This is a genomic window from Bacillus alkalicellulosilyticus (assembly GCF_002019795.1).
In the GTDB taxonomy this organism is placed as follows: Bacteria; Bacillota; Bacilli; order Bacillales; family Bacillaceae_F; genus Bacillus_AO; species Bacillus_AO alkalicellulosilyticum.
In genome coordinates this window covers 3,476,265-3,491,379 of record NZ_KV917381.1, presented here as the reverse complement: position 1 = coordinate 3,491,379, position 15,115 = coordinate 3,476,265, and the positions used below count along the sequence as shown (strand labels likewise).

Annotated in this window: 16 protein-coding genes; 15 read left to right on the top strand and 1 reads right to left on the bottom strand. The window is 38.8% G+C overall.

What is annotated here, in order from left to right; translation table 11 throughout:
* Position 1: 1 nt before the first annotated feature.
* Entirely contained in the window at positions 2-769 is a 768-nt protein-coding gene (gene modA / locus BK585_RS17575; protein WP_078555242.1) for a molybdate ABC transporter substrate-binding protein, read from the bottom strand.
* A gap of 204 nt (positions 770-973) precedes the next feature.
* Here modA and BK585_RS17570 point away from each other — a divergent pair, with 204 nt between their 5' ends.
* The 15 genes from BK585_RS17570 (at position 974) to BK585_RS17500 (ending at position 15,095) form a co-directional block, all read left to right on the top strand.
* On the top strand, positions 974-2,239 hold the full coding sequence (locus BK585_RS17570) for a molybdopterin molybdotransferase MoeA (protein WP_078555241.1): 1,266 nt from the start codon (positions 974-976) through the stop codon (positions 2,237-2,239).
* A complete protein-coding gene (gene mobB, locus BK585_RS17565) occupies positions 2,224-2,745 on the top strand; it encodes a molybdopterin-guanine dinucleotide biosynthesis protein B (protein WP_078555240.1) in 522 nt (173 codons plus the stop codon). The genes BK585_RS17570 and mobB overlap by 16 nt, the downstream gene beginning before the upstream one ends.
* Positions 2,746-3,207 carry a molybdenum cofactor biosynthesis protein MoaE gene (locus BK585_RS17560; RefSeq protein WP_078555239.1) on the top strand — a complete coding sequence of 154 codons (462 nt, stop codon included), beginning with the start codon at positions 2,746-2,748 and terminating at the stop codon, positions 3,205-3,207.
* Entirely contained in the window at positions 3,204-3,437 is a 234-nt protein-coding gene (moaD, locus tag BK585_RS17555; protein WP_078555238.1) for a molybdopterin converting factor subunit 1, read from the top strand. Before BK585_RS17560 ends, moaD begins: the two co-directional genes overlap by 4 nt.
* 222 nt (positions 3,438-3,659) lie before the next feature.
* On the top strand, positions 3,660-3,989 hold the full coding sequence (locus tag BK585_RS17550; RefSeq protein ID WP_078555237.1) for a hypothetical protein: 330 nt from the start codon (positions 3,660-3,662) through the stop codon (positions 3,987-3,989).
* Between the two features lie 45 nt (positions 3,990-4,034).
* On the top strand, positions 4,035-4,319 hold the full coding sequence (locus BK585_RS17545) for a hypothetical protein (RefSeq protein WP_078555236.1): 285 nt from the start codon (positions 4,035-4,037) through the stop codon (positions 4,317-4,319).
* Between the two features lie 146 nt (positions 4,320-4,465).
* On the top strand, positions 4,466-5,959 hold the full coding sequence (gene glpK / locus BK585_RS17540) for a glycerol kinase GlpK (RefSeq protein WP_078555235.1): 1,494 nt from the start codon (positions 4,466-4,468) through the stop codon (positions 5,957-5,959).
* Positions 5,960-6,062: 103 nt separating this feature from the next.
* On the top strand, positions 6,063-7,730 hold the full coding sequence (locus BK585_RS17535) for a glycerol-3-phosphate dehydrogenase/oxidase (RefSeq protein ID WP_078555234.1): 1,668 nt from the start codon (positions 6,063-6,065) through the stop codon (positions 7,728-7,730).
* Positions 7,731-7,932: 202 nt separating this feature from the next.
* Entirely contained in the window at positions 7,933-9,069 is a 1,137-nt protein-coding gene (locus tag BK585_RS17530; RefSeq protein ID WP_078555233.1) for an MFS transporter, read from the top strand.
* Positions 9,066-11,189 carry a molybdopterin oxidoreductase family protein gene (locus BK585_RS17525; RefSeq protein ID WP_078555232.1) on the top strand — a complete coding sequence of 708 codons (2,124 nt, stop codon included), beginning with the start codon at positions 9,066-9,068 and terminating at the stop codon, positions 11,187-11,189. The genes BK585_RS17530 and BK585_RS17525 overlap by 4 nt, the downstream gene beginning before the upstream one ends.
* 17 nt (positions 11,190-11,206) lie before the next feature.
* Positions 11,207-11,749, top strand: coding sequence for a 4Fe-4S dicluster domain-containing protein (locus BK585_RS17520; RefSeq protein ID WP_078555231.1), 543 nt, complete (start codon positions 11,207-11,209; stop codon positions 11,747-11,749).
* Positions 11,750-11,763: 14 nt separating this feature from the next.
* Positions 11,764-12,297, top strand: coding sequence for a QcrA and Rieske domain-containing protein (locus BK585_RS17515; RefSeq protein WP_078555230.1), 534 nt, complete (start codon positions 11,764-11,766; stop codon positions 12,295-12,297).
* Positions 12,290-12,490 carry a hypothetical protein gene (locus tag BK585_RS17510; protein ID WP_078555229.1) on the top strand — a complete coding sequence of 67 codons (201 nt, stop codon included), beginning with the start codon at positions 12,290-12,292 and terminating at the stop codon, positions 12,488-12,490. The genes BK585_RS17515 and BK585_RS17510 overlap by 8 nt, the downstream gene beginning before the upstream one ends.
* Before the next feature lie 465 nt (positions 12,491-12,955).
* On the top strand, positions 12,956-14,248 hold the full coding sequence (locus BK585_RS17505) for a NarK family nitrate/nitrite MFS transporter (protein ID WP_078555228.1): 1,293 nt from the start codon (positions 12,956-12,958) through the stop codon (positions 14,246-14,248).
* Between the two features lie 136 nt (positions 14,249-14,384).
* Entirely contained in the window at positions 14,385-15,095 is a 711-nt protein-coding gene (locus BK585_RS17500; RefSeq protein ID WP_078555227.1) for a Crp/Fnr family transcriptional regulator, read from the top strand.
* Positions 15,096-15,115 lie beyond the last annotated feature (20 nt).

The window sequence follows — 15,115 nt, the reverse complement described above, 5'->3', positions numbered from 1 at the left end:
CTTACTTCCCCTCAGTTGGCAGAAATCCGTATTTATCCATGATAGGTCGCCCTTCATTTTGAATGAATTCGATAAAAGCTGCTGCGAGTTCTTGATTTTCACTTGTGTTTATGACAGCAACCGTTTGATGTAATGGCGTATACAATTCTTGGTCAATATATGTAAAATTAATATATTCATGAGCTAGAGAACGAGCGATGATTGCCGCTTCGACATTTCCTGTTTCAAGCAGTGTCAATGTATCAGAGATATTTCTTCCAAAAATAAGGCGCGATTGAATGGAATCCCATATTCCAGCTTGTTCTAATGCTTCCTTTGCTGCCATTCCATATGGAGCGTGTTCCGGATTTGCTATTGCTATTTTTTTGACACTATCTTTCAACAAATCTTCAATGGAAGCTACTTCTATTGAGCTATCAGGCAATGTGGCCAGTCCAATTAAACCTAGTGCGTATATTTCTCTCGTTTCTTCAACGATAAGGTCTTTTTCAGCAAGTTGGTCAATAAAATGTTCGTTTGCAGCGGCAAAGGCATCAAATGGAGCCCCATTTTCAATTTGATCAGCCAGTTGACCTGTCGAACCAAACGAAAAAGTAAGCTGTACATTATATTTTTCTTCAAAAAGTGGTTGTATCTCCTGAAAGGCGAACAATAAATCTGATGCAGCCGCAACATACAATTTTGGCTGTATTTCATCTTCTTGTTGAGCGCCACAACCTGATATAAGAATAAGAATTATTGATGTTATAAAAAATAGACATTTATTCATGGTTTCACCTATCCATCTTCTAAAATTATACAAGCCATTATACTAAAAGCTGAGTAAAAGGTTGTGTGTATTTTATCACATACGCCTTCGTCTTGTTGAAGTAATAATAGGAAAACAACTAAAACATGCTTTGATTATGAACGATATATGGTATCATTTCAACTAGAAGAGTAAAACAGAACGATTACGATAGAGGTGATGACAATGGTAGAACGACGTAAACCAATTCCAGTAAAAGAGGCAGTTGCCCATGTGCTGAGTTACATAACTACACAACCCATTGAATATGTTTCAATTGAAGAAAGCGACGGACGCGTAGTAGGAGAAGATATTAAAGCTACACATGATGTTCCACCGTTTGATAAATCTCCGTATGATGGTTTTGCTGTGAGAGCTGAAGATACCTATCATGCATCAGCTGAGGACCCTGTTCGACTTGAAGTCATTGAAGAAATTGGTGCGGGTCATGTGGCCACTAAAGTACCAGAACCTTTTCAAGCTATCCGGATCATGACGGGAGCGCAAATTCCAGTAGGAACAGATACAGTGATTATGTTTGAGCTGACAAAAGAGCTTGAAATTGAGGGTAAGCCCTATATAGAAATCCGTAGAAAATTAAAGCTAGGAGATAACATCTCAAAGCAAGGGGAAGATGCCAAAGAGGGCACGTCCTTGGTGAAAAAAGGAAGTACAATTCATGCTGGGATCAAAGCTCTCCTTGCCACATTTGGTTATGCGAAAGTGCCTGTTTGTAAGCCGCCAAAAGTCGGGATATTTGCTACAGGAACAGAATTACTTGAGGTAGATGAGGAGTTAGAACCGGGTAAGATTCGTAATAGCAATGCCTATATGGTTGCCTCTCAAGTGAAACAGGCAGGAGCGATTCCACATTATTATGGTAAACTGGTTGATGATTTTGACCAGTGTTATGAAGCAATAGCTAGTTGTTTAGATGAAGTGGATTATGTAATTACTACAGGCGGTGTATCGGTAGGAGATTATGATTATTTACCAGCGATTTACGAGAAGCTAGGTGCAACGGTTCTTTTCAATAAAATAGCAATGCGTCCCGGTAGTGTAACGACAGTTGCTGAGCTCAATGGAAAACTCTTATTCGGTTTATCAGGCAATCCATCGGCATGCTTTGTCGGATTTGAATTGTTAGTGAGACCTGTGATTCGCTCAGGTTTTTCAGACCCAAAACCACATCTTCAAAAGGAACAAGCGATGTTAGCGGCGGATTTTCCAAAGCCTAACCCGTTCTCCCGTTTTGTAAGAAGTAGAGTAACAATTCAACAAGGTCAATTGTCAGTGGCCCCAACAGGTTTAGATAAATCTGGTGTAGTGACATCTCTAGCAGATGCCAATGCATTATTGGTTCTTCCAGGTGGAACAAGGGGCTATGAAGGAGGAGCTACCGTTGACGTATTATTACTTGGTGGAGAAGGAAGCGAATGGCCGTGGGAGTAAAGGTCCTTCAGTTTGTAGGGTATAGTAATAGCGGAAAAACAACTTATCTAAACGATGTGATTACTTTCTTATCTTCTAAAGGGATAAAGGTGGCTACGGTTAAACATCATGGTCATGGGTCGGAACTTCTTGCTTTAGATGAAGGAAAAGACTCATGGAAGCATCGTCAAGCAGGTGCAATCGCTTCAGCCGTATCCGCTGCAGGTTCCCTGCAAGTTCAAGTCAATCAAGGAGAACCATGGTCGTTACAAAATATTGTAGAGATTTATGACTCTTTTTCTATTGATTGTATTTTAGTTGAAGGCTTTAAAAGAGAAGCCTATGACAAAGTGGTTATCGTTCGTAACAAAGAAGATATAACATTGCTACAAGAGCTTCTAAACATTAAAGCGGTTATCGTGTGGGATAAAGATGCTAATCTTGATTTGGATGTACCTATTTTCAAGCTAGAAGAAAAAGAACTTTTTTATACATGGTTGCTAGATTATCTCGGGAGGGAGTCTTAAATGAATCATCTTTTTAACATAACAAGAGAAGGCATTACTATCCAAGAAGTTGTAGATAAAGTCGTGCATCCGCATGCAGGAGCAATTAATACTTTTATCGGAACGGTGAGGGAGTTAACAAAAGGAAAGACAACGCTCTATTTAGAATATGACGCGTATGTGCCAATGGCAGAAAAAAAGCTAGCGCAAATTGGCGATGAGATTGTGGAAAAGTATCCAGAAGCTCGTGTCGCGATTACTCACCGGATTGGTCGATTAGAAATCACTGATATTGCTGTCGTCATTGCAGTCTCGACCCCACATCGTGCCGATTCTTATGATGCAAGTCGCTATGCCATTGAACGAATTAAAGAAATTGTCCCGATTTGGAAAAAAGAACATTGGGAAGACGGCGAAAAATGGATTGGTGATCAGCTAGAAAACGTGCCGGGAATTCCAGATAAGGAGAATATCGTAGAATGAAGGTATTATTATTTGCTGAATTACAAGAAAAGGCTGGGCAATCAGAACTAACTATTGAAGAACAGGACATTACCGTTTCTCAGTTAAAAGAAAAGCTAATTGGATTGTATCCTGACTTTCCTGCACTAACTAAAATGATGGTGGCCATTAATGAAGAGTTTGCGAATGAGGAAGATGTGATTAGAGAGAACGATGTAGTTGCAATTATCCCTCCTGTAAGTGGAGGGTAACTTAATTTTTGTATCGAGCCAGGACAAAAGGAAAAAACAATCTTTTGTCCTGGCTTCATTTTATTGGCTATTTAAAGCCAGCTTATGAATCGTTTTGTAGGAAGGAAGATAATAATTCTCTGTAATAAATGGATAATTACGGTAAAATGAAGTTAGAAAAGGTTACTCCAAGAATGAATTAAGGCTTAACCTTAACTTTCTACTATGTGGGGGCTACTAATCTTGAATTATTTATTTCTAGTGTTGTTTTTTCTAATTTTACTCTTTGCCTTCTTTAAAAGTTATAAAAAGAAAAATTCTGACGAAAAAATGTTGATGAAAAAAGAGATAAAGAGGCCAGAAGTGATCTTTTTAATAATTGTGTCAGTACTAGTTTATACAGGTTTTATTTTGGACCAATATTTTATATCATTTGTTGGATTTGTTTTAGCTTTATTGTGCGTTGTTATAGAGCTTATAATTAATAAAAATAGAAAAAAATTTATTAAACTTTTTATGGTAGCAGTTTTTCTTGCCCTATATCTCTACTATTTTTATAACGATCTAATTTAAAATAAAGTCAAGAACAATTGAAATAGTTTTGTTGGGGGAAAAGTAATGAGAATAGCTATTATTATAGTGGTAATCTATGCTTTATTAGGTATTTTTATATTGTTAGTGACTGAGTCAGAAAGGTTGTTCTTTTATACACATGTTATTCCTAGTACACTTTGCTTAGCGATTGCCTTATATATGCATATTGGATTGTTTTTTATGAACCTGGCTAATATAGTAAGAAATAAACAGGATGAAGTCTTTTATCTGAATCGAAGACGTCTAAAGTATAAGATATTTTTTGTAGGTCTCCCTAGTGTTCTTCTATCGTTATATCTTGGTGTATAGTGTGGAGTCAGCCTATTTTATACATGAATACAAAAAAGATATCATAGGTTATCTACCTAGTGAAATAAAGTGATATAAAGTAGACACCCAAAAGGATTAATCTAAAATAAAATTAGGCAGAGGGTTTCAAATGAGGAGGGGTTATGATGGAAAAAAGCTATATTTTAGCTCTAGATCAAGGAACAACGAGTACAAGAGCGATTCTATTTAATAAAAAAGGGGAGATTGTTCACTCCTCGCAAAAAGAGTTCACTCAGTTTTTTCCACAACCAGGATGGGTGGAACATGATGCCAATGAAATATGGGGTTCGGTGTTATCAGTCATTGCTAGTGTTCTATCAGAAGCAGAGGTTCAACCGGAAGCCATTGCAAGTATTGGAATTACAAATCAAAGAGAAACAGCTGTCGTTTGGGATAAACATACTGGTAAACCAATTTATCATGCGATTGTATGGCAATCTAGACAAACGGCAACGATATGTGACCAACTAAAAGAAGAAGGGCATGACGACTTATTTCGTTCTAAAACGGGACTTCTTATTGACCCCTATTTTTCAGGAACAAAAGTGAAATGGATACTAGACCATGTTGAGGGCGCAAGAGAAAAGGCGACTAGAGGTGACCTGCTTTTTGGAACGATTGATTCATGGCTGATTTGGAAGTTTACTGATGGGAAAACACATGTTACCGATTATACAAACGTCTCAAGGACATTGATGTACAATATATATGATTTGAAGTGGGATGAAGAGTTATTGAGGATTTTAGAAGTTCCTCATTCGATGTTACCTGAGGTTCGTTCATCCTCTGAAGTCTATGGTCATACGACAGACACACATTTCTTTGGACAACAAATTCCACTTGCCGGAGTTGCGGGTGACCAGCAAGCTGCCTTATTTGGTCAGGCTTGCTTTGAAAAGGGAATGGCTAAAAATACATATGGTACTGGCTGTTTCATGTTGATGAATACGGGTGAAAAAGCAGTTCCTTCTGAAAATGGACTTCTTACGACAATTGCCTGGGGAATAAACGGAAAAGTGGAATATGCACTCGAAGGAAGTATTTTTGTGGCAGGATCTGCTGTACAATGGCTCCGGGATGGGCTTCGTATGATTAAATCTGCTCCAGATACGGAAGCATATGCGACAAAAGTTGCCTCAACGGATGGAGTTTATATTGTTCCTGCCTTCGTAGGTTTAGGAACTCCGTACTGGGATAGTGAAGCTCGTGGAGCGATTTTTGGTATAACAAGAGGCACTTCAAAAGAGCATTTTATACGTGCAACATTAGAATCGTTAGCCTATCAAACCAAAGATGTCCTTCAAGCGATGGAAGCTGACTCAGGGATAGCCTTAAAGAAACTTCGAACAGACGGAGGAGCTGTGAAGAATAATTTTCTAATGCAATTCCAGGCGGACATCCTTGATGTGGAAGTTGAGCGACCTGAAGTAAATGAAACGACAGCTCTAGGAGCAGCTTACTTAGCTGGTCTCGCTGTTGGATTTTGGGAAAGTAAGGATGACATTGCGACAAATTGGAAAGTAGAGCAAACGTTTAGCCCAGTTATGGAAGAAGACATAAGAACAAGACTATATGACGGGTGGCAAAAAGCAATCAAGGCAACAATGGCTTTTAAATAGATAAAATCTATGAGGCGACAAACAGATTGAGTGTAAAAAATCTGTTGTTGTCTCTTTTTGATGTGCATACATTCTTAGTAACATGGGTTGAAAGGAAGGTTGTATGGACAACGAAAAACGGATACGCACGATAATGAAACTAAAGGATGTAAAAGTAGATGTGTTAGTGATTGGAGGAGGGATAACCGGATCCGGAATTGCCCTTGATGCACAGGTTCGCGGGTTATCGACCGGTTTAATCGAAATGCAAGATTTTGCAGCAGGTACGTCAAGTCGTTCTACAAAACTAATCCATGGAGGCCTTCGATACTTAAAACAACTGGAATTTAAACTTGTTTCTGAGGTAGGGAAAGAGCGTGCTATCGTCTATGAGAATGCCCCCCATGTAACAACTCCAATATGGATGATGTTACCTATTTATAAAGGCGGAACTTTTGGTAAGTGGAGTACATCTTTAGGATTATCGCTTTACGATATATTAGCAAAGGTAAAAAAAACTGAACGAAGAATCATGCTCTCGCCTACACAAGCCAAGTCGAAAGAACCTTTACTTAAAACTAAAGGCTTAAAAGGTGCAGGAAATTATGTGGAATATCGCACAGATGATGCGAGGTTAACGATTGAAATTATTAAAACAGCTGTTGATAAAGGGGCTCTAGCCGTAAACTACGTGAAGGCAAATACACTTCTTTATGAGCAAGGGAAGGTCAGTGGAGTTGAAGCCGTTGATGGATTAACAGGCGACACATTTCATATTAAAGCAAAAAAAGTCGTAAATGCCACTGGACCTTGGGTTGATTTTATTCGAGAGAAAGACCAATCAAAGGAAGGGAAGCACCTTTTCTTAACCAAAGGAGTTCATATTGTCTTCGATAAATCGAAATTCCCTTTACAACAAGCGGTTTATTTCGATACACCCTTTAAAGATGGTCGGATGATTTTTGCGATTCCAAGAGGAGATAAGACCTATGTTGGAACTACTGATACGGTCTTTCACGAAGACCCTGTTCACCCACAAATGACTGAAGAGGACTTGACCTATTTGTTAGAAGCAACAAATGCGATGTTTCCGTCGCTTACACTCAAAGCTGAAGATATAGAATCGAGTTGGTCGGGCTTACGTCCATTGATTCATGAGGAAGGAAAAAAGCCATCTGATATTTCTCGGAAGGACGAATTATTTCTTTCTCATTCAGGTCTGATTACGATAGCGGGAGGCAAGTTGACAGGGTATCGAAAAATGGCGGAGAAGGTTGTTGATGTAATTGTTAAACAACTAAAGAAAGAGACTGGGGTAACCTATCCTCCTTGCTCGACGGCTAAGGTTACATTATCTGGAGGAGAGGTCGGCGGCACAGCGCAATTTCCAGCTTTTATCGAAAAGCAAATTGACATAGGGATAAAAATAGGGTTGTCCGCAACTGTAGCAAGAAACTTAGTTGATTGTTATGGTTCTAATATTTCCTATATATATGACAATATCATTCATAAGAAAGAATTGAATCGGCAATCAAAGTTGCCTTTGCATCTTTTTGGTTCTCTTTTATATGGACTTGAGCATGAGATGGTGATAACACCATCTGACTTTTTTATAAGAAGAACAGGGGCTTTATATTTCAAACCAGAGTTTGTATGGAAATGGAAAGAAAGAGTGTTGCAGTTTATTACAGAATACTTGCAGCTTTCTGAAGAGAAAAGAATATCGTTTTCCAAACAAATAGAAACAGAATTGTACGATTCAATTAAACCTATCAAGGATGTCAATAAATAGACATAATTCCAAATGTACATTGCAAGAGCATCGGTCTCATCAGGCCCATGCTCTTTTTTTATAGTTTGAATGTCATAGTTTTGTCACGTTTTAAAACAATGTGTCTTTTATCTAGTGATAATTATCACAGTTTGAAAAAAGCTGTGAAATTACAATAAGGATAACAAATTACTAAGGATGTTCTTTAGGGAGTGAATGATAGATGAATCAACTAGAACGGTCATTTTATTCGAAAACAAGTATGTATGCTTTCTTTGTTGTCTTAGTACTGATTGCACTTATGTGGATAGGGACTAAACAGTTTTCTCACATTGATTTAATGCTTTTTGGATATTTAATATCTTCTTTTATATTTGCAATAGGAATCACAGTTCGCATTTGCGCATGGGCGATTCGTCCAGCTACACATCAAGTCATGAAAAGAAGTTTGAAAAATATAAAGTCTAAAAAAAGACAAAAACGAAATTGGAAAGCGATAGCAATTACTGCATTTGAAAATATCTTTTTACAAAAATTTATCTTCAAACGTGGGATTTACAGAGGAATCATGCACTGGCTTATCGCGTGGGGCTGTATTGGGTCGTTTGGGATCACGTTTGGATTAACCTTCGGGTGGATGCACTTTAATCTAATTGACCCAACGACATATCAACTCGTAGTGATGGGAATTCCAACGATATCAATGGCTGCAGATGGATTGCTTGCTAGTATGATTTTTGAAGGTCTTAATATTACAGCATTAATGGTATTAGCTGGTGTGGTAATGGCGATGATTCGTCGCTCAAACAATAAAGACCTTAAAGTAACGCAGCGTGTGGAATTTGATTTATTTCCATTATATGTCCTTTTAATTGTAACAGTATCCGGTTTAGCATTAACGGTTTCTTATAAATTCTTAGGTGGTTGGATGCACCCATATTTAGCGTTATTCCACCAAATTACAGTAGTTATCTTCTTAGTATACTTCCCGTTTGGTAAGCTATTTCACTTACCGATTCGCCCACTAGCGGTTGCGGTACCAATGAATTATCAAGAAGAGTTTAAGGTTGATACGAAGCCATGTGCGAAATGTGGAACAGCGTACAGCAGTGATGATCAAATTGATGATGTAAAAGAAATACTTGGGGTTCAAGCATTTGACCTTAAATTACAAGACGGAACGTACCTAGCAGAATATTGCCCGGCCTGTCGCCGTCGGATGAGAGTAATGAATCATTTAAATGCAACACCTCAATTTGACCCAGCTTCACCGATTCAAACGAATAATGGAATTCATATACCAGGTTTTAGTCAACCACGTTCAGAACAGTTTTATAAAAGTGAGGAGGACAAATCATGACGGAGTTTTTAGTAAAAGAAGGCGTACAGAATCTACACCATAAAGGTGAAAAAATGATTACGACACATTGCTGTTACTGTGGAATGCAATGTGGAATGCATATCCGTGTAAACGAAAAATCAGGGAAGGTAGTTGGGGTTGAGCCACGCTATGATTGGCCGGTTACGATGGGTAAAATGTGTCCAAAAGGGGTAACAGCCTATCAAACGATCGACCATGAAGAACGAATTCTTAAGCCGCTTATCAAGAAAAATGGCCAGTTTGTCGAATCAAGCTGGGATGAGGCATTAGACCTTATCGCGCAAAACTTTCAACGTATCCAAAAAGAACATGGAAAAGATGCGGTAAGTGTATTTGGCGGAGTATCAATGACAAATGAAAAATGTTATCTCGTCGGTAAATATGCTCGTGCCGTGTTAGGAACACGTTATATCGATTATAATGGTCGATTCTGTATGAGTTCTGCTGCAGGTGGTTTTATGAAGACACTAGGAACGGACCGCGGCTCTACTTTACCTTGGCCTGAGCTAGAGCATACCGACTGCTTCTTTATGGCAGGAACAAACACAGCAGAATGTCATCCAACAAGTATCCAGTGGTTTTGGAGAGCTCGTGATAAAGGGGCAAAAATGATTGTTGTTGACCCTCGTGAAACTCCAACAGCTAGAATTGCTGATGTCCATCTTGACCTTCGTCCAGGTACAGATGATGTGTTGGCAAGTGGTATGCTTCACTTATTAATTAAAGAAGGATATGTTGACCAAAAGTATGTAGATGAGCGCTGTAACAACTTTGAAGAGATGAAAAAAGCGGTTGAGCCATTCACACCTGAATATACAGCTGAAGTGACTGGAATTGATGTTGAAAAAATAGTAATGGCTGCTCACATTTATGGACGTTCCCCTCGCTCAGTCGTCATGTTTGCTCGCGGTGTAGAACAACAGTCTAAAGGTGTTGATAATGTCTGCCTATATACGTCAATGGCGTTACTTCGAGGTCAAATTGGAAAGTTCGCTTCTGGTGTAGCAACATTTACTGGTCAAGGAAATGGGCAAGGCGGTCGTGAACACGGTCAAAAAGCAGATGCACTTCCAGGTTACCGTAAAATTGCGGACCCAGCAGCAGTAAAGTACATTTCAAGTGTGTGGGGAATTGACCCTGCTGATATGCCAAAAGCTGGGGTGTCGGCATATGAAATGTTTGATGAAATTCAAAATGGTGAAATTAAAGCGATGCATGTCATTTGTAGTAACCCTGCAGTGTCTGCACCGAATTTAGAATACATTTGGAGTGGCTTTAAAAAGTTAGACTTTCTTGTAGTCAGTGATTTCTTCTTATCTGAAACAGCTGAAATGGCTGATGTTGTTCTACCGGCATCATCATGGGCTGAAGATGAAGGAACAACAACAAATCTTGAAGGTCGCGTAATCCGAATTCGTAAAGTGAAAGACCCAATCGGAGAATCAAAACCAGATTGGCAAATCATGAAAGTTATCGCAGAACGCTTAGGAAAAGGTCATCTATTCCCTTATGAAAATGTGCCACAAATATTCGAGGAGTTCCGTCTAGCGACAAAAGGTGGGAAAGCAGATTATTACGGAATTACTTATGACCGTATTGATAAAGAAGACGGAGTGTTCTGGCCTTGTCCATCAGAAGACCACCCTGGAACTCCAACGATGTTCAAAGAAAAGTTTGGTACCGAAGATGGAAAAGCCAACTTACCAGTTGTGAACTATCGTGAGTCTGGAGAAGTTCCTTCACAAGCGTTTCCATTATATTTAACAACAGGTCGTGTCGTATTCCATTACCTTTCAGGAACACAAACGAGAAGAACTAAGTTTTTAATGGAGCAATGTCCAGTTCCTTATGCGGAAATGCATCCAGCCTTAGCTAGTGAATATGGTCTTGCGAATGGTACAAAAGTTAAGTTAATAACAAAACGTTCAGAGATGGTTGTAGAAGTTAGGCTGACAAAAGCGATTCGAAAAGACACGGTATTCGTTCCATATCATTGGGGAAAAGAACTTTCTGTTAATCAGTTAACAAACCCGAGCTTGGATCCTATTTCAAGAATGCCAGAATTTAAAGTATGTGCAGTGAAAATGGAAAAGGCATAATGGAGGGGTGTAAATAAATGAAAAAAGTAATGTATTTAGAGTTTGAACGCTGTATAGGTTGTCGTTCCTGTCAAGCGGCTTGTCGTGAATGTGGTGGACATGATGCTAAAGAACGTAACTATGTGGAATATGTAGATTTTATGGAGAGCAGACAAACGTTTCCGATGTTATGTATGCAATGTAAAGACCCAGCGTGTGCAAGAGTGTGTCCAGCAAATGCGATTCAAATTACTGAAGAGGGCGTTGTACTCTCAGCGATGGAAGAAAAATGTATAGGTTGTCGAAACTGTACATTCGGCTGTCCCTTTGGAATACCAAAGTTCGATTTTGAAGAGAATAAAATGTATAAATGCGATATGTGTTATGACCGAACTCAACATGGGATTTCTCCAATGTGTGCATCAGTTTGCCCAAGTGATGCGATTCGCTTCATTGATTTTGATGAGATGCAAGCATTACGTCGTCGTCGTACACAATTAAACCTTGTTGAAGGTAAGAAACCAACAGAGCAGGATAAATGGAAGTACGTACCTGAATTCTTTGGTGTCTACTCTGATTAGGAGGAGGAGAAGCAATGACTGATAAAAAGAAGCCAGGGAGAAATGAAAAAGATAGTCAGGATGATATGATTAATCTAGTCGATAATCTTAATCGTGATGACGATTTAAAATACAACCGCCGTGCTTTTCTAAAAACGGCAGTTGGTGCATCTGTGGCATTAGGTCTAGCAACTGTCCCGTTCTCAGTAAGGGCATTTCTTGGAGTGACCGAGGAAGAAAAGGAACGTGTTGAGATCGCTAAAGCAAAAGATATTGGACCAGGTGAATCAATCACTTTTTATTACCCAACTGAAAAAGACCCGGCCCTATTAATTCATACAAAAAGCGGAGAATGGAAGTCCTATAATAGTGCATGTACTCATTTAATGTGTCCGGTCTTTTATGTTCCAGAAGACGAGACGTTATTATGTCCTTGTCACAAAGGGTATTTTGACTTAAATGATGGTCATCCAGTGGCTGGACCGCCACAACGCGAACTTCCTTTAATTGAAATCGAGATTGATAATGGAGTGGTATATGCCGTTGGAAGGAAGGTCCGTCATGGCTAAAAAAGTATGCTGGGCTATAATCTTTATTACCATCGCCATTAATGTTGTCATGCTTCAATGGACAATTGAAGCCTACCTTGGATTAGAATTTGATAAAATATTTATTTATTCACCTATAGCCGTAGGCTCATCAATAATAGCGCTTATTACCTTCTTCCGCTGGAAAAAACTTGAGTATAGTGATGATAAATAATTAAACCACAAAGCTTGTCATCTAACCTTTCATAGGTTGGCTGGCAAGCGTTTTTATTAGACTAGAGAAAAATTATTGTGAAAAAAGAGATGGATACGGACAGTTCAAGGGAAAAGCCAGTGACGGAGTCCGAAAAAGGAATGGATGGACAGCTCAAGGGAAAAAGCCAGTGATGGAGTCCGAAAAAGGGATGGATACGGATAGCGCAAGGGAAAAAGCTGAGAGATACATGGAATTCATGTTTCTGAGTTTGTTGGACATCTGACTATATTATAATCTCGTGCTCATGGAAAGCCTCCTTACTTCGATGTAATATAACGATAATTTTCCTATTTCAAACAATTGTCATAAACATGTGAACAAAAAATGAACGAAAAAAGAACTGTGATGCTTCTCACATCATCTTCCATTTTTAGCTAGTAAGGTTAAAGGTGAAGCGATAGTGACTGTGAGGAGGAATTTACAATGGCAAGGATAACAAGATGGAATCCGGAAGATGAACATTTTTGGCAAACAGAAGGAAAGAAACATGCGAGAAGAAACTTATCAATTTCAGTTCCAGCTTTATTATTAGCATTTGCTGTTTGGCAAATCTGGTCAGTAGTAGCGGTGAATTTGAATGACATAGGTTTTAATTTCACTTCAGGAGAATTGTTTACATTAGCAGCGTTACCAGGATTAACTGGTGCCACGCTCCGAATTATTTATACATTTGTAGTACCTATCTTTGGAGGGAGAAACTGGACCGTAATTAGTACGGCATCTTTACTCATCCCTTCAATAGGAATTGGAATTGCTGTTCAAAACCCTGAAACTTCATTTATGACGATGGCGATATTGGCCGCTCTCTGTGGTCTGGGTGGAGGGAACTTTGCTTCATCCATGGCCAACATTAGTTTTTTTTATCCGAAGAAAGCAAAAGGATTAGCGTTAGGAATTAATGCAGGAATCGGAAATCTTGGAGTCAGTGTCGTTCAGTTTTTGGCACCTATTATTATCACAGTTGGTATTTTTGGAGCTTTAGTAGGTGGGCCACAACCAACAGCAGATGGAACAAATCTGTGGATTCAGAATGCAGCTTATGTCTGGGTAATTCCAATCATCATTACTGTCATAGCAGCGATGTTTGGAATGGATAATCTTCCTGGCACGAAAGCCTCTGTGAAGGAGCAAGCCGTAATTTTTAAAAGCAAGCACACATGGATTATGACTTGGTTGTATGTCATGTGTTTTGGTTCGTTTATTGGATATTCAGCAGCGTTCCCTTTATTGATTAGAACTGAATTTCCAGAAGTTAATGCCATGCAATATGCCTTCTTAGGACCTTTAGTAGGAGCGTTAATTCGTCCGATCGGAGGGTGGCTTTCTGATAAAATTGGTGGAGCAATCGTAACCTTTTGGGATATTGTCATCATGATAGCAGCCACTTTCGGAGTGTTATATTTTTACCAGGCTGGAAATTTTAATGGATTTTTACTGATGTTTCTTCTTTTGTTTGTAACAACTGGAATAGCGAATGGCTCTACATTCCGAATGATCCCATTTATTTTTCCTACCAAAGAAGCAGCTGCAGTGATTGGCTTTACATCTGCTATCGGTGCATACGGTGCTTTTATTATTCCAAAGATATTTGGTTGGTCGTTAGAATCGTTTGGGACCGCTAATATGGCACTTTACATCTTTATTGCTTACTATGTCATTAGTCTAATCATTACCTGGTATTATTACTCCCGTAAGGATGCTGAAGTGAAATGTTAAGGTGGTAAAAAAGACGATTGTTACCAATTGGTGACAATCGTCTTTTTGGGCCTGTATTTCTTTATATATCCACTATCAATATAGTTTTATTGGTGATAATATGAAGGAAGAATTTAAGTTATGGGGGGGATTACATTTGGAAAAGACAGCATTAAAAATAAAACGCTTCTTCACTGAAATTTCGCCAGCGAATCAAGAAGTACTACTCGAGATTGGTACACCAATGTCGGTCAAAGAAGGGACGCTACTTTTTTCCGAAGGTGATAAACCCAATTATGTTTACCTTGTTCGTTCAGGTAAAGTTAACCTAAGTAAAATGACCGTGGATGGGAAAGAAATCTCAGTTCACTTAAAGCAAAAAGATGAGCTTGTTGGAGAAGTTGGTCTTTTTAATGAAATGAGTATTAGTGTTACAGCTCGTGTAGTGGAAGATGCTGAGCTTGTACAGTTCGACAGAGAAGAGTTGGAAGCCTTATTTTATGTGAATGGTGAAATAGCTGTTGCTTTTATGAAATGGTTTGCAAGGCATACACAATCAACTCAAGCAAAGTTTAAAGACTTGTTATTATGTGGAAAATCAGGTGCTCTTTATTCCACGCTATTACGTTTTTGTAATTCGTACGGAGTCGAACACAAAGACGGCATTATGATTCATGTGAATTTAACCAATCAAGATTTAGCAAATTACATTGGGACATCACGTGAAAGTGTCAACCGAATGCTTAGCGAAATTAAGAAAAAAGATGTAGTGACAATGGATAATGGCTTTATCGTCGTGAAAAATATACAGTTCTTCAAAGATTATCTCCATTGCGGAGATTGTCCAATTGAAATATGCACTATTTAAAAAAGCGCTATGCCAAGGCG

Bases quoted from the DNA above. Each gene is read 5' to 3' on its own strand.
- BK585_RS17520 (WP_078555231.1), top strand. From the start codon at position 11,207: ATGAAAAAAGTAATGTATTTAGAGTTTGAACGCTGTATAGGTTGTCGT.
- BK585_RS17525 (WP_078555232.1), top strand. From the start codon at position 9,066: ATGACGGAGTTTTTAGTAAAAGAAGGCGTACAGAATCTACACCATAAA.
- BK585_RS17535 (WP_078555234.1), top strand. From the start codon at position 6,063: ATGGACAACGAAAAACGGATACGCACGATAATGAAACTAAAGGATGTA.
- BK585_RS17510 (WP_078555229.1), top strand. From the start codon at position 12,290: ATGGCTAAAAAAGTATGCTGGGCTATAATCTTTATTACCATCGCCATT.
- BK585_RS17530 (WP_078555233.1), top strand. From the start codon at position 7,933: ATGAATCAACTAGAACGGTCATTTTATTCGAAAACAAGTATGTATGCT.
- moaD (WP_078555238.1), top strand. From the start codon at position 3,204: ATGAAGGTATTATTATTTGCTGAATTACAAGAAAAGGCTGGGCAATCA.
- BK585_RS17560 (WP_078555239.1), top strand. From the start codon at position 2,746: ATGAATCATCTTTTTAACATAACAAGAGAAGGCATTACTATCCAAGAA.
- BK585_RS17505 (WP_078555228.1), top strand. From the start codon at position 12,956: ATGGCAAGGATAACAAGATGGAATCCGGAAGATGAACATTTTTGGCAA.
- BK585_RS17545 (WP_078555236.1), top strand. From the start codon at position 4,035: ATGAGAATAGCTATTATTATAGTGGTAATCTATGCTTTATTAGGTATT.
- glpK (WP_078555235.1), top strand. From the start codon at position 4,466: ATGGAAAAAAGCTATATTTTAGCTCTAGATCAAGGAACAACGAGTACA.
- BK585_RS17515 (WP_078555230.1), top strand. From the start codon at position 11,764: ATGACTGATAAAAAGAAGCCAGGGAGAAATGAAAAAGATAGTCAGGAT.
- BK585_RS17570 (WP_078555241.1), top strand. From the start codon at position 974: ATGGTAGAACGACGTAAACCAATTCCAGTAAAAGAGGCAGTTGCCCAT.
- mobB (WP_078555240.1), top strand. From the start codon at position 2,224: ATGGCCGTGGGAGTAAAGGTCCTTCAGTTTGTAGGGTATAGTAATAGC.
- modA (WP_078555242.1), bottom strand. From the start codon at position 769: ATGAATAAATGTCTATTTTTTATAACATCAATAATTCTTATTCTTATA.